At 54.2% G+C, this 14,361-nt stretch carries 12 protein-coding genes; 3 read left to right on the forward strand and 9 right to left on the reverse strand.

The features are described 5' to 3' along the window. Positions 1–9: 9 nt before the first annotated feature. The 3 genes from ACOTX7_RS02040 to ACOTX7_RS02050 are packed head-to-tail and all read right to left on the reverse strand — an operon-like array spanning position 10 to position 3,492. Positions 10–960, reverse strand: a complete 951-nt coding sequence (locus tag ACOTX7_RS02040) for an ABC transporter substrate-binding protein (RefSeq protein WP_221256983.1) — start codon at positions 958–960, stop codon at positions 10–12. Between the two features lie 46 nt (positions 961–1,006). Then, positions 1,007–1,990, reverse strand: a complete 984-nt coding sequence (locus tag ACOTX7_RS02045) for an ABC transporter permease (protein WP_039273230.1) — start codon at positions 1,988–1,990, stop codon at positions 1,007–1,009. Between the two features lie 2 nt (positions 1,991–1,992). Continuing rightward, positions 1,993–3,492, reverse strand: coding sequence for a sugar ABC transporter ATP-binding protein (locus ACOTX7_RS02050; RefSeq protein ID WP_221256984.1), 1,500 nt, complete (start codon positions 3,490–3,492; stop codon positions 1,993–1,995). 408 nt (positions 3,493–3,900) lie between these two features. On the opposite strand from ACOTX7_RS02050, the gene fucI reads away from it, so the two are divergent. From fucI to fucU, 3 genes are read left to right on the forward strand one after another with little or no spacing between them, the layout of a single operon-like run. Beyond that, on the forward strand, positions 3,901–5,679 hold the full coding sequence (fucI, locus tag ACOTX7_RS02055; protein ID WP_125357854.1) for an L-fucose isomerase: 1,779 nt from the start codon (positions 3,901–3,903) through the stop codon (positions 5,677–5,679). A 49-nt stretch (positions 5,680–5,728) separates the two neighbouring features. After that, entirely contained in the window at positions 5,729–7,132 is a 1,404-nt protein-coding gene (fucK, locus tag ACOTX7_RS02060) for an L-fuculokinase (protein ID WP_221256985.1), read from the forward strand. After that, positions 7,125–7,553 (forward strand): L-fucose mutarotase, encoded by a 429-nt coding sequence (gene fucU / locus ACOTX7_RS02065; protein ID WP_125357850.1) that lies wholly within the window; start codon positions 7,125–7,127, stop codon positions 7,551–7,553. Before fucK ends, fucU begins: the two co-directional genes overlap by 8 nt. A 40-nt stretch (positions 7,554–7,593) precedes the next feature. On the opposite strand, the gene cyoE is transcribed toward fucU, so the two are convergent. The 6 genes from cyoE to ampG form a co-directional block, all read right to left on the reverse strand. Then, positions 7,594–8,481, reverse strand: coding sequence for a heme o synthase (gene cyoE, locus ACOTX7_RS02070; RefSeq protein WP_221256986.1), 888 nt, complete (start codon positions 8,479–8,481; stop codon positions 7,594–7,596). Positions 8,482–8,492: 11 nt separating this feature from the next. Next, positions 8,493–8,819: a cytochrome o ubiquinol oxidase subunit IV gene (locus ACOTX7_RS02075; RefSeq protein WP_006809888.1), complete on the reverse strand. Its 327-nt coding sequence runs from the start codon at positions 8,817–8,819 to the stop codon at positions 8,493–8,495. Then, positions 8,819–9,433 (reverse strand): cytochrome o ubiquinol oxidase subunit III, encoded by a 615-nt coding sequence (locus ACOTX7_RS02080; RefSeq protein WP_003859057.1) that lies wholly within the window; start codon positions 9,431–9,433, stop codon positions 8,819–8,821. Before ACOTX7_RS02080 ends, ACOTX7_RS02075 begins: the two co-directional genes overlap by 1 nt. Continuing rightward, complete coding sequence (gene cyoB, locus ACOTX7_RS02085; protein WP_006809887.1) at positions 9,423–11,414, reverse strand: cytochrome o ubiquinol oxidase subunit I; 1,992 nt, start codon at positions 11,412–11,414, stop codon at positions 9,423–9,425. The genes ACOTX7_RS02080 and cyoB overlap by 11 nt, the downstream gene beginning before the upstream one ends. Before the next feature lie 16 nt (positions 11,415–11,430). Further along, entirely contained in the window at positions 11,431–12,378 is a 948-nt protein-coding gene (cyoA, locus tag ACOTX7_RS02090) for a cytochrome o ubiquinol oxidase subunit II (protein WP_006809886.1), read from the reverse strand. 479 nt (positions 12,379–12,857) lie between these two features. Beyond that, a complete protein-coding gene (gene ampG / locus ACOTX7_RS02095; RefSeq protein WP_047355294.1) occupies positions 12,858–14,333 on the reverse strand; it encodes a muropeptide MFS transporter AmpG in 1,476 nt (491 codons plus the stop codon). Between the last annotated feature and the right edge of the window lie 28 nt (positions 14,334–14,361).

Raw genomic sequence — 14,361 nt, forward strand, 5'->3', positions numbered from 1 at the left:
TGAACATCCTTATTTTTTACCAAATGGATGTAACAGTTTATCAATTTCAGGAGTGTTGATATTCTGCGCATTGACATATTTCACTGGAATATCAATTTCTTTCGCCATTGTTTGTCCGGAAATTACCGCGTTCAGCGCTTTTATGCCCTGATAACCAATCTGGTACGCATCCTGCACCACGAAGCCCTGAATCACGCCGTTTTTGAGGAAGTTAATGATGGCTTCAGTGCTGTCAAAACCGATGACTTTCACTTTGCCCTTCAGATTCTGGCTGTCGATAGCGTTCGCAACGCCCAGGGTTGAGCCTTCATTGGTGGCATAAATACCGGCGATATCCGGGTTGGCCTGAACCATATCAATGGTTTTATCCATCGCTTTTTGCGGGTCGCCATCGCTGTATTGCACTGGCAGTACCTGAATATTCGGGTATTTCTCTTTCATCCGCTCGCTGAACCCTTCAGAGCGCTCAATGGCTGACGTCGTCCCGGCTACGTGGGCGATAATACCCACTTTCCCCTTCTGGCCAACCTGCTCCGCCAGCGCATCCGCCGCCTGTGCGCCCGCCTTACGGTTATTGGTGGCGACAAAGCTGGCCGGGATATCGGAGTTCACGCCTGAGTCGAAGGTCACCACTTTGATCCCCCGGCTGTTGGCGGTTTCCACCAGCGGGGCAAGGGCGTTTGCATCAAGGGCAGCCAGCAACAGGCCGTTTGGCTTTTGTGCCATGGTGTTTTCGACTAGCTGGATCTGCTCGGCGATTTGCGTTTCATCGGCAGGGCCAACGTAGCTGGTTTTGTCACCTAACTCTTTTGCGGCAGCTTCCGTCCCCATTTTGACCGTCTGCCAGAATTCGTGCTGGTAACCTTTACTGACCACCGGCAGGTTTAAATCTTTGGCCAGCGCGCTGCTGGACAGGATGGCAACGAGCGACAGGGCGCTCAGGATATGGCTGGTTTTCATTATTTTGCTCCGTTGTAGGGTTGGCAGGGCTTGTTGTATCGAGAACCTAACGCATTCTTTTACGTAACGTGTCCAGGTAGACGGCGGCAACGACGACCACGCCCATCGCCACCATCTGCCAGAACTGGGACACGCCCATGAGATTGAGGCCATTCTTCAGCACGCTCATAATGAACGCGCCTATGATGGTGCCGCCAATGGTGCCCACGCCGCCCATCAGACTGGTCCCGCCGATCACGACCGCCGCAATGGCTTCCAGCTCATAACCTACGCCTACGGTTGGCTGGCCGGAGTTGAGACGAGAGGCGAGGATCACCCCGGCCACGCCGGTTAACAGACCGCAGAAGGCGTAAACGAAAATTTTCACGCGCTGGACGTTGATCCCGGAAAGATGTGCCGCCGTTTCATTGCTGCCGACTGCGTAGATATAGCGGCCCATCACCGTTTTCTTCAGGATCCACATGGCGATCAGCGCCACGATGACCAGGTAAAACACCGGATAAGGCAGAATGTCGAACAGGCGGCCCTGCGCCAGCAGCTTGAACTGTGGGTAGTCAGAAAAATAGATCGCGCGGCCATCGGTCATCACCATATTGATGCCGCGTACCGACATCATCAGGCCGAGGGTGGCAATAAACGGTGGAATGGTCATTTTGGTGACCAGAAAGGCGTTCACATACCCGCATACGCCACCGGCCAGCACGCCCGCCAGAATACAGACCGGCAGCGGCATACCGAACCCGGCGGTTATGCCAACGGCAACACCGGAGAACGCTACCACCGAACCGAGTGACAGGTCGATCCCGGCGGTAATAATCACAAAGGTCACGCCAATGGCCATGATGCCAATCACCGCCGTTTGCAGGGCGATAGTCATGATATTTTCAGTATTAAAGAAGAACGGTGAGCTGAAGCTGAAAAACAGAACCAGCAGCACCAGGCTTAAAAGGGGCGCCAGACGCATCAGGAGCGCTTTATTTATTTTCATCGTAGGGTTTCCGCTTTGCGGCGATGGAACGGTAACGGACATGATTAATCCTCCAGCGTGGCGTATTGCATGATTTTTTCCTGGGTGGCGTGCTCAGCCTCTATTTCACCGGCTATGCGGCCGCTGCGCATCACGAGTATGCGGTCGCACATTCCTAATACTTCCGGCAGTTCGGATGAAATCATGATGATCGATTTACCTTTCGCGACAAGGCGGTTCATTAATTCATAAATTTCCCGCCTGGCGCCGACATCAATTCCCCGGGTTGGCTCATCAAAAATTAAAATATCGGTGTCTTTACAGACCCAGCGGGCAATAATAATCTTCTGTTGATTACCGCCGCTTAAATTCAGTGCCGCCTGTTCCAGATACGGCGTTTTTATTCGCAGTGCATCCACCAGTTTCTGGCTGGCCTCCCGGCAGCGTTTTTCGTTGACATGACCCGCGGCACCGGCGTAGTCCGGATAATTGCCGAGCATAATGTTCATCTCAACGGAAAGGCCGAGGGCGAGTCCCTCTTTTTTGCGGTCTTCTGTTAAATAGCTGATGCCTTTTTCAATGGCGTCAGCCACGTTTTTAATTCGGGTGGGGATGCCGTTCAGCGTCAGGGTACCGCCGTCGATCGCATCGGCACCGAACAGGGCACGGCCCAGTTCCGTTCGGCCTGCGCCCATTAAGCCAGCGAGGCCGAGGATCTCACCGCGCCAGAGGGTGAAGGAGATGTCATGCAGTACGCCGTTACGCGACAGGCCGTTCACCTCCAGCACTTTTTCTCTACGCTGAGGCGGCGGCCGTTTTGGGTAGATGTTATCGAGATTGCGGCCAACCATCATGGCGATAAGCTCGCCAATCTGGACCGTTTCATAATCCACTGTGGCGATGTATTGTCCGTCGCGCATGACGGTGGCGCGATCGGCGATCAGCGCCAGCTCTTCCAGACGGTGCGAAATATAGACAATCCCCGTGCCCTGAGCCTTGAGCATCCGCGTGACGTCAAACAGACTCTCTATTTCACTTTCAGTCAGGGCGGCGGTGGGTTCATCCATGATCAGCACTTTGGCATTAACCGAAATCGCTTTGGCAATTTCCACCATCTGCTGCTGGGCTACGGTTAATTCACTGACGCGGGTGTCAGGGGCGATTTTTAAATTCAGCGTGTGCAGTATTTTCTCAACTGCCTGTCGCTGGGCGCGTTTATCTAACTGCCAGCGACTCTTTTTGCAAAACTCACGGCCAATAAAGATATTCTCTTCCACGGTTAAATCGGGAAAGAGATTAAATTCCTGATGGATAATCGTAATACCTGCGTGCTGAGCACTTAGCGGATCGCTGAATGATACGGATTGCCCTTCAAAGCGAATTTCACCGGCATCGGGCTGGTAAACACCGGACAATATTTTCATTAGCGTCGATTTTCCGGCACCATTTTCACCTAACAGGGCATGAACTTCGCCGCGGCGTAAATCGAAATCAACCTGATTCAGCGCCAGCACGCCGGGAAAGCGTTTGGTGATGCGCGTCATCTGAATAAGAGTCTCTGACATTGCAAAATTCCTGTGTTGGAAAGGCAATGAATCACAAGGCACAGTGATGTGGTTAATAAGCTAACTCGACTTAGCTTTCGTCCTTAAAAGCTATTTTAGGGTCATAATTTAGCCAAATCATTTGTATTCAAATTGTGACGCCGTGCAAAGGTATTTTGTTATTTGATTGAATTTAAAAGATATATTTTATTTTTGCTGAATCGTAATACCTGACGCTGATCGAATTTTGACCTCTCATCGTGAATTTGCTCACAGATCCTGCACATTTACCTTGTCTCATTTTTAGAGTGAACCCTAAGCTAATTCGAGTTAGCAAATTTCACCGCTTTCCGTTCACGGTGCTGCCCGGGCGCTTTTTCACGGCGATGCCCCCTGAGACGGATAGGTTAACCAACGTGAGGAAGGGCTATGAAAACGATAAAAGCGTTACCCCGGATTGGCATTCGACCTGTTATTGATGGCCGCCGAATGGGGGTACGCGAGTCTCTGGAAGAGCAGACCATGAACATGGCGAAAGCCACGGCGGCGCTACTCAGTGAAAAATTACGCCACCCCTGCGGTACGCCCGTCGAGTGCGTGATTGCTGATAGCTGTATTGCCGGAATGGCGGAGTCTGCCGCGTGTGAAGAGAAGTTCAGCACGTGCCACGTGGGTCTGACGATCACCGTCACCCCCTGCTGGTGTTACGGGAGTGAAACCATAGATATGGATCCGCTGCGTCCGAAAGCGATCTGGGGCTTTAACGGCACCGAGCGTCCGGGGGCGGTATACCTTGCGGCGGCGCTGGCGGCGCATAATCAGAAAGGGATCCCGGCGTTTTCCATTTACGGCCACGATGTACAGGATGCGGGCGATGAGGCCATCCCGGCAGACGTTGAGGAAAAACTGTTGCGCTTTGCCCGGGCGGGCCTGGCGGTCGCCAGCATGAAGGGGAAAAGTTATCTGTCGGTGGGCGGCGTCTCGATGGGTATCGCTGGCTCGATTGTCGATCACAACTTCTTTGAATCCTGGCTGGGGATGAAGGTGCAGGCGGTGGATATGACCGAACTGCGTCGCCGCATCGATCATAAGATTTACGACGAACAAGAACTTGAGCTGGCCCTGGACTGGGCGCAAGCCCATTTCCGTTTCGGCGAGGATAAAAACGCGGTGCAGTATCGCCGCAATGAACAGGAAAATGCCGCGATTTTACGCGAAAGCCTGCTGATGGCGATGTGCATTCGCGACATGATGCAGGGCAACCCCAAACTTGCTGCGATGGGCCGCGTGGAGGAATCGCTGGGCTATAACGCCATTGCGTCCGGCTTCCAGGGGCAGCGCCACTGGACGGATCACTATCCGAATGGCGATACCGCAGAAGCGCTGCTGAACAGCTCCTTCGACTGGAACGGTATTCGCCAGCCGTTCGTGGTGGCGACGGAAAATGACAGCCTGAACGGGGTAGCGATGCTGTTTGGGCACCTGATGACCGGTACTGCGCAGATTTTTGCTGATGTACGCACCTACTGGTCGCCGGAGTCGGTGGAGCGTGTGACCGGCCAGAAGCTCACTGGACGGGCTGAACACGGCATTATTCATCTGATCAACTCCGGCTCGGCGGCGCTGGACGGTACCGCGGAGCAGAAAGACGCCGAGGGAAAACCGACCCTGAAACCGCACTGGGACATTACTGAGCAGGAAGCCAGCGCGTGCCTGGCCGCAACCCACTGGTGTCCGGCGGTGCATGAATACTTCCGCGGGGGCGGTTTCTCATCAAACTTCCTCACCCGGGGTGGCGTGCCATTTACCATGACCCGCGTAAACCTCATTAAGGGCGTGGGGCCGGTATTACAGATAGCGGAAGGCTGGAGCGTTGAGTTGCCGGAACAGGTGCATGACATTCTGAATCAGCGCACCGATTCAACCTGGCCGACCACCTGGTTTGCCCCACGCCTGACCGGGAAAGGCCCGTTCAGCGACGTCTATTCAGTGATGGCGAACTGGGGCGCTAACCACGGGGTATTAACCGTCGGGCACGTCGGGGCTGATTTCATCACCCTGGCGTCCATGCTGCGTATTCCTGTGTGCATGCATAACGTGCCGGAGGCGCTGATTTATCGGCCGACGGCCTGGGGCGCTCACGGTATGGATCCAGAAGGGCAGGATTACCGCGCCTGTGAAAATTACGGACCGTTATACAAACATTAAACCGGCCTGTCAGCCTGCTCTGGCGGGCTGGCAGCCTGTGGGGACCGCGATGAAAAAATGTTTTCTGGTTCTCGATTGTGGCGCGACTAACGTGCGCGCCATTGCGCTGGATCCTGAAGGGAATATTGTGGCGCGCGCCGCGGTGGCAAATGAAAGCGAGAGCGCCGCTGAAAATCCGGCCTGGCACCAGTGGTCGCTCGACGCCATCATGCAACGTTTTGCCGTCTGTTGTCAGAAAATCAGCGCAGTGCTGAGCGAGCATCACCTGTGCGGAATGAGTGTGACGACCTTTGGCGTGGATGGCGCGCTGGTGGATGAGCGTGGAGCGCTGCTTTACCCGATCATTAGCTGGAAATGCCCACGCACCGTGCCGGTGATGGAGACGGTTGCCCGTTCGTGCTCTCCGGCTGAACTACAGCAGATCACCGGCGTTGGCCAGTTTAGTTTTAACACGTTGTATAAGCTACGCTGGCTTCAGGACAACCATCCCGAACTGTTACAGCGTGCTCACGCCTGGCTTTTTATCTCCTCGCTTATCAACCATCGCCTGACCGGAAAGATGACGACCGATCTCACGATGGCCGGTACCAGCCAGATGTTCGATCTCCATCAGCGGCGCTTCAGCGAAACGATCTTAAGCAGGACAGGCGTCCCTCATTCCCTTTTCCCGCCGCTGGTTTCCCCCGGCGAAATGATGGGTGAATTGCAGCCCGACGCGGCATCCAGGCTCGGATTGCCCTGCGGCGTGCCGGTGATCTCCGCCGGGCACGACACGCAGTTCGCCCTTTTTGGTGCCGGTGCGGGGGTTAATGAGCCGGTTCTCTCGTCGGGAACCTGGGAGATTTTGATGGCGCGCACCTCGCAGGTTAATACCGCCTCGCTGGTGCAATACCCGGGCGCAACCTGCGAACTGGATAGCCGGACGGGGCTTTATAATCCGGGACTGCAATATCTGGCGTCTGGCGTGCTGGAGTGGATCCGCGCGCTGTTCTGGTCGCCTGATGCCGACTGGGACACCATCCTGACTCAGGCGGCGGCGATCCCGCACGGCGCGGATGGCGTCACGATGAATACCCAACTGCTCGATTCCCCGCTCGCGGGCTGGCAGGGCGTTACGCTCAACACCACGCCAGCGCATTTTTACCGCGCAGCCCTGGAAGGACTCACGGTGCATCTGCAAGAAAACCTCCTGGCGCTGGAGGCGATTGCGCAGTTTAAGGCGCGTGAACTCCTGCTGGTGGGGGGAGGTAGCCGCAACAGGCTGTGGAACCAGCTTAAGGCCAATGCGCTTGGGATCCCGGTGAAGGTGCTTGAAGACGCTGATACGACCGTGCTGGGGGCGTCTTTATACGGATGGTGGGGCGTCGGAGAAACGTCCAGCGCTGAGGCTGCTCGCGATCGGGTCCACTATCGTTACCGTTATTTCTATCCTGAGGAGCAAACCCGTGCTTAAAACGATATCCCCACTGATTTCACCCGAGCTGCTGAAAACGCTGGCAGAAATGGGCCATGGTGACGAGATTATTTTTGCAGATGCGCACTTTCCCGCGCATAGCCTGGGGCCAAAGGTGATCCGCGCAGATGGCCTGCTCGTCAGCGATTTGCTGGCGGCGGTGATCCCGCTGTTTGAACTCGACAGCTATGCGCCACCGCTGGTGATGATGGCCCCTGTCGACGGGGATACGCTTGATATACGGGTGGAAGCGCGCTATCGCCACGCACTCTTCGGTGAGGCGGAAGGGGAGGGGATTACGCGTATCGATCGGTATGCGTTTTATGCGCGGGCACAGAAAGCGTACGCCATTGTGGTGACGGGGGAGACCGCGAAATACGGCAATATACTATTGAAGAAAGGGGTGACGCCGCACCAATAAAAAACGCCGGGCTAAACCCGGCGTTTTCACTTCAGCCAGCTTACCAGACGTAAGTCAGCAGGTTTTGTGAATCTGGCACCATGAAGTCGACGGACATCATCACGGACAGAGAGGTGATGGCGACAATTGAGAACACAAACAGCTTACGTGCCCAGACTTTGTCATCTTCCACTTTGTAACCGCGCAGGGCCATGCCGAGCCACCAGACGCTCACCGCGGCTGCTACCACCAGATATTTATATCCGGCGTAACCGCCCAGAGAGAGCATCAGCGTTGCCACGGCAAAAGCGATGATGTACAGCGTGATGTGGTTTTTGGCAACTGAAATGCCTTTCACGACCGGCAGAACCGGAATGTTCGCCGCCTGATAATCCTTAAAGCGGAAAATCGCGATGGCGTAGGAGTGCGGCATCTGCCACAGGCTAAAGATAGCCAGCAGGATGAGCGCACCGCTGTCGAACTCGTTCGTGACGGCGCAGTAGCCAATCACCGGCGGCGCAGCGCCGGAGAGAGAACCAATCAGCGTGCCGTAGACGGAGTGACGTTTCATATACAGGCTGTAGAAGCCCACATACACCACGAACCCCATCACCCCCAGCCAGCAGGCCAGAGGGTTAGCACCAAACCACAGCAGCATAAAGCCAGCAATACCCAGCAAGGTGGCGTACACCAGCGAGACGGAAGGGGCAATCAGGCCTTTAACCAGCACCCGATTTTTGGTCCTTTCCATCTTCTTGTCGATATCCATGTCGATGTAGTTGTTAAATACACAACCGGACGCAACCACCAGTGACACACCGACCAGCGTGTAAATAAAGAGGGCGTAATCAATGCTGCCTTTAGAGGCCAGCAGGAACCCTCCGATTACGGAGATCAGGTTGCCAAAGATGATGCCTGGTTTCGTGACTTGCAGGTATTGCTTAAACATACTCGCCGCTCTTAGTGAACCATCATGTTGTAGTTAAGGTTCCACATAATCCAGATGGAACCGACTACCAGGATAGCGATGATAATCACGGTAAAGATAAAGGCCGTCATGTTCCAGCCTTCATCGGACTTGGTGTTCATGTGCAGGAAGCAAACCAGATGCACCAGAATCTGAATCACCGCGGTCACCAGGATTGCGCCCAGGATAACCGGCTTGGATGCAGAACCGTTCATCACCATCCAGAACGGGATCACCGTCAGAATGATCGACAGGATGAAACCTGTCATATAGGTTTTTACGCTGCCGTGGGAAGCGCCATGATCGTTAGAATGACTCATTACATCGCCCCCATCAGATAGACAACAGAGAACACACAGATCCATACCACGTCCAGGAAGTGCCAGAACAGGCTCAGGCACATGATACGGGTACGGTTAGTACTGGTCAGGCCGCGACGGGAGATCTGGAACATCAGCACTGCCATCCAGATCAGACCCGAGGTCACGTGCAGACCGTGGGTACCTACCAGCGCGAAGAACGCTGACAGGAAGCCGCTACGATCCGGGCCGAAACCTTCCATGATCAGGTGATGGAATTCATAGATTTCCATCCCGATAAAGCCAGCACCAAACAGCCAGGTCAACGCCAGCCAGGAGACAACCTGGCTCTTGTTGTTTTTGTACATGGCGATAGCCGCCATACCGTAGGTGATGGAGCTGAATAACAGCAGTGCGGTTTCAACCAGAACGAACGGCAGTTCAAAGATGTCCTTACCGGTCGGGCCGCCCGCTGTGCCGTTCACCAGAACGGCATAGGTTGCGAACAGACAGCAGAACAGGATGCAGTCGCTCATCAGGTAGATCCAGAAACCGAAGACTTTGGTCGGTCCTGTATCATGGTGCGCATGTTCATGCGCGTGGGCAGTCGAGTGCGCCAGAGTATCAGTTGCCATTTTTCAGCCCCGCTTTAGAAATCTCGTCAAAATGCTGGTTTTCCAGCTTTTCAACTTCACGGACTGGTACGTAGTAGTCCACGTCCTCGTCAAAGCTCTTCACAATCCAGCTGATTACGATGCCAGCGAAGCCAACAATCGCCATCCACCAGATGTGCCAGATCATTGCGAAACCAAATACCGTTGCGAAGGCGGCAATCACGATGCCCGCACCGCTGTTTTTCGGCATATGGATCTCTTCGTAATGTTCAGGTTGCTTGTACGCTTCACCTTTTTCTTTCATTTCCCAGAACGCATCACGCTCATGAATGTGCGGTACGACGGCAAAGTTATAGAACGGAGGTGGAGAAGAGGTAGACCACTCCAGCGTACGGCCGCCCCACGGGTCACCGGTCAGGTCACGGTTCAGGTTACGGTCACGGATAGACACGTAGTACTGAATCAGCTGGCACAGAATACCGCAGGCAATCAGCGCTGCGCCGCCCGCTGCAATCATCAGCATTGGGTGGAACTGCGGATCGATTTGCTGGCTCAGACGACGGGTCATCCCCATGAAGCCCAGCACGTACAGCGGCATAAACGCCACGAAGAAGCCGATGATCCAGAACCAGAACGCGCGTTTACCCCATTTTTCGTTCAGGGTGAAACCGAACGCTTTTGGCCACCAGTAGGTCACGCCAGCGAAGCAGCCGAAGACCACGCCGCCGATGATCACGTTATGGAAGTGCGCAATCAGGAACAGACTGTTGTGCAGAACGAAGTCAGCACCTGGTACCGCCAGCAGTACGCCGGTCATCCCACCTACGGAGAAGGTCACGATGAAGCCGATAGTCCACAGCATGGCGGAGTGGAACTGGATACGGCCCTGGTACATGGTGAACAGCCAGTTGAAGATCTTAACCCCGGTCGGGATCGCGATAATCATGGTGGTAATACCAAAGAAGGCGTTTACGTTCGCGCCCGCACCCATGGTGAAGAAGTGGTGCAGCCAGACGATGAACGACAGGACGGTAATACACACGGTTGCCCACACCAGAGAGGTGTAACCAAACAGACGTTTACGCGAGAAGGTTGCCGCGATTTCGGAGAACACACCGAACACCGGCAGAACCAGGATGTACACTTCCGGGTGACCCCAGGCCCAAATCAGGTTGATGTACATCATCATGTTGCCACCCATATCATTCGTGAAGAAATGGGTACCCAGATAGCGATCCAGGGTCAGCAGCGCGATGGTGACGGTCAGAATTGGGAACGACGCGATAATCAGTACGTTGGCGCACAGAGATGCCCAGGTAAATACCGGCATCTTGAACATCGTCATACCAGGTGCACGCATCTTCAGGATGGTCACGAAGAAGTTGATACCGGTCAGGGTGGTACCGACACCGGAGAGCTGAAGCGCCCAAATCCAGTAATCAACACCTACGCCCGGACTGTACTCAATTCCCGAAAGCGGCGGGTAGGCCAGCCAGCCGGTCTGGGCAAATTCACCCACACCCAGTGACAGGTTAACCAGGATAACGCCGACAACGGTGAACCAGAAGCTCAGGTTGTTCAGGAACGGGAACGCCACGTCGCGCGCGCCGATTTGCAGCGGAACGACAACGTTCATCAGACCGATAACCAGCGGCATCGCCACGAAGAAGATCATGATAACGCCGTGGGCGGTAAAGATCTGATCGTAGTGGTGCGGTGGCAGGAAGCCTGCTTCACCCGCAGAAGCGAGCGCCTGCTGGCTACGCATCATGATCGCATCCGCAAAGCCACGAATTAACATGACGATACCGACGATGCAGTACATGATGCCGAGTTTTTTGTGGTCAACCGAAGTCAGCCACTCGTTCCACAGGTAGCTCCACTTACCGAAGTAAGTGATGAGGCCAACTAAGGCCGCGCCACCAATGATAATTGCAGCAATCGTAACCATGATAATGGGTTCATGGTACGGCACCGCATCCAATGTCAATTTTCCGAACATTTTCTTTCTCGGCCCCTTAGTGAGCGGTTTCCGCGTGGCTCATGTCCATGCCTTCCATACCCTGGTGCGTGTTGTGCTCGCCTTCAGGCTGGGTCATGTCCATGCTCATGCCGTGATCCATAAATTTGCCAATAACATCTTTGAACAGATTTGGTTTCACGTTAGAGAAGTACTCCACCTTGTTATATTCGCTAGGTGCAGCCACTTTTTCGAACGCCGCCATGTCAGACATGGTGTTTGGAGACTGCTTCGCTTTTGCAACCCACTGGTCGAAAGTCGCGCGGTCTGGCGTAGCGATAGCTTTGAACTTCATACCCGAGAAGCCCGGGCCACTATAGCTGGCGGAGATACCGTCGTAGGTGCCTGCTTCATTCGCGATCAGGTGCAGATTAGTCTGCATACCGGCCATCGCGTAAATCTGGCTGCCCAGACGTGGGATGAAGAAGGAGTTCATTACGGAGTTGGAGGTCACTTTGAACTGAACCGGAGTGTTCGCCGGGAAGGCGATTTCATTCACGGTAGCAATGCCCTGTTCTGGATAGATGAAGAACCATTTCCAGTCCATGGAGACCACTTCAATGGTAATCGGTTTTTCATCGTGAACCAGCGGTTTGCTTGGCTCAAGTGCGTGAGTGGTTTTCCAGGTCAGTACGGCAAGGAACAGGATGATCAGAATAGGTACCGTCCAGACCACAGCTTCCACTTTATTGGAGTGTGACCAGTTAGGGCTATACTTCGCATCTTTATTGCTCGCACGATACTTCCAGGCGAAACCAACAGCCATCAAGATGGCAGGAATAACCACAATCAACATCAGGCCAAAAGCCGTCAGTATCAATGAACGTTGTTCCAGTCCAATCTGTCCTTTGGGGTCTAGTAGTGCAGAATCGCAGCCACTGAGTAATACAGTGCCTGCGAATAATGACAACCATCCCAAACTTTTATTGTATTTCCTGAGTCTCATTTAACGACCTCAATTCCACGGGAGTCTGGTGGCGTTTAAAGTGTGGAGGCATTTTACGGGAAGGTTACATTACTGTAAACATCATTAGCCCTGTGTCAGGAAGGTGTTACCGGGTTCTGCCGCACATGTCACAAGTGTTGCAAATTATGTCGCGTTTCCAGACGGAAGCCGCACGGAGTGGGCGTTATAACGAAAGGGTGCCCCAGCATACCGCAAAAGGGACAATTGGTATAACCATTGCAGAAAATACACAAATAATTAACAATTAATTATCATTAAAAAGACAACTAAAAAACGAAAATTCAATCTTTCGAATGCTGAATCGTTTAATGAAAAATAGCGTAGCGAAATAAGCTCCAATAATTTCCGAATGCTATCCCGCACAAAACAACAAATATTTTTTTTTGCCGATGGCGGTTATTTCGCCGTTATAATTTCGGGTCGTTATTACAACGGGAAATAACCTTTCGTTTTTTACTTCATGTCATCTGCGTTTTTCGCAATGACATGAAATCCAGCATCCCACCGGTCAGGATCCCGACCACGGCGAGAAACACGCCTGCATCAAGCAGCAGCGTTTCAAAAGGAAGCGACAAGGTGGTCGTCGCATTCATGATGAGTACCGCTAGCCACACTACCAGTGCAAGACACCCTGCCATCAGCAGGCGCAGGGCAAACCGATAGGCGGCCTGATATTCCGTGCGCGGCATGAAGTGTTCCGTTCGCTGGGTATATTCCAGCGTCTGGCGACAGACCAGCAGCAATAAAATCCCCGGCACGGCCGCAACCACCGAGAAGAGATAAAATGTCGGCCAGCCGTGGGCTTCAACAAACCAGCCTGCAACAGGGCCAACGTATACGCGCCCGACGGCGGAAAGAGCAGAGAGCAGCGCAAACTGGGTGGCGGAAAATGACTTATTGCACAGCGTCATCAGCAGGGCAACAAATGCTGCGGTGCCCATACCGCCACACAGGTTTTCAAAGAATACCGCCGTCGCCATGCTGATCATGTGCTTGTCGGTAATCGACAGCAGCCAGTAACCGGCATTCGATGCGCCCTGAAGGATGCCGAAGATCAGCAGAGCGCGGAACAGCGTCAGGCGCTGCATTAATACGCCGCCGTACAGCGCGCCGACGATTGTGGCAAACAGCCCCAGCGTTTTATTCACCACGCCGACTTCCCCTGCGTCAAACCCGACGCCACGAATGAGGAAGGTGGTGGTCAGACTCATGGCGAAAGCATCGCCGAGCTTATAAAGGACAATCAGCAGCAGGATCAGCCAGGCATTATTGCGACCAAAGAAGTCGCGGAGCGGCGCGGCGACGGCCTGCTCCAGCGAGCGGGGGACCGGAATCACATCGCTCGGTTCAGGCGCGAATAGCGTGGCAATAATGCAGGGGATCAGCAGAGCGGCCATCAGCCAGTACATTCCCTGCCAGCCGAGATAGCGGTCGGCAAGCCACAGTGCCAGCCCGCCGGAAACCAGCATACCCAGGCGGTAGCCAAGCACGCTGATTGCCGCACCGGCACCCCGCTCTTCTGCTGGCAAAACGTCCGTTTTCCAGGCGTCAAAAACAATATCCTGCGAAGCGGAACAGAAGGCGATGACCACCGCAAGCGCGGCCATCCAGCGCAGCTGTGTTGACGGCTCAAGGAAACCCATTGCGGCAATGGCCAGCAACAGCAGCACCTGCGTCATCACTAACCAGCCACGACGCCGCCCGAGGAACGGCGGGGTATAGCGGTCCATCACCGGCGACCACAGAAATTTAAAAACGTAGGCCTGACCGACGAGCGAAAAGAAACCAATGGTTTTAAGATCGATATTCTCGACCGTCATCCACGCCTGTAACGTGCCGGAGGTGAGCGCGAGGGGTAAACCGGAGGCGAAGCCAAGGATCAGCAGAATCGCTGATTTCGGTTGCTGGAAAATGCGTAAGTAGTGACTGGACATGTTCTTATGAACTGACCCGGTGAAGCAC

Source organism: Enterobacter cloacae complex sp. IR5418 (assembly GCF_049238105.1).
Taxonomy (GTDB): Bacteria; Pseudomonadota; Gammaproteobacteria; order Enterobacterales; family Enterobacteriaceae; genus Enterobacter; species Enterobacter hormaechei.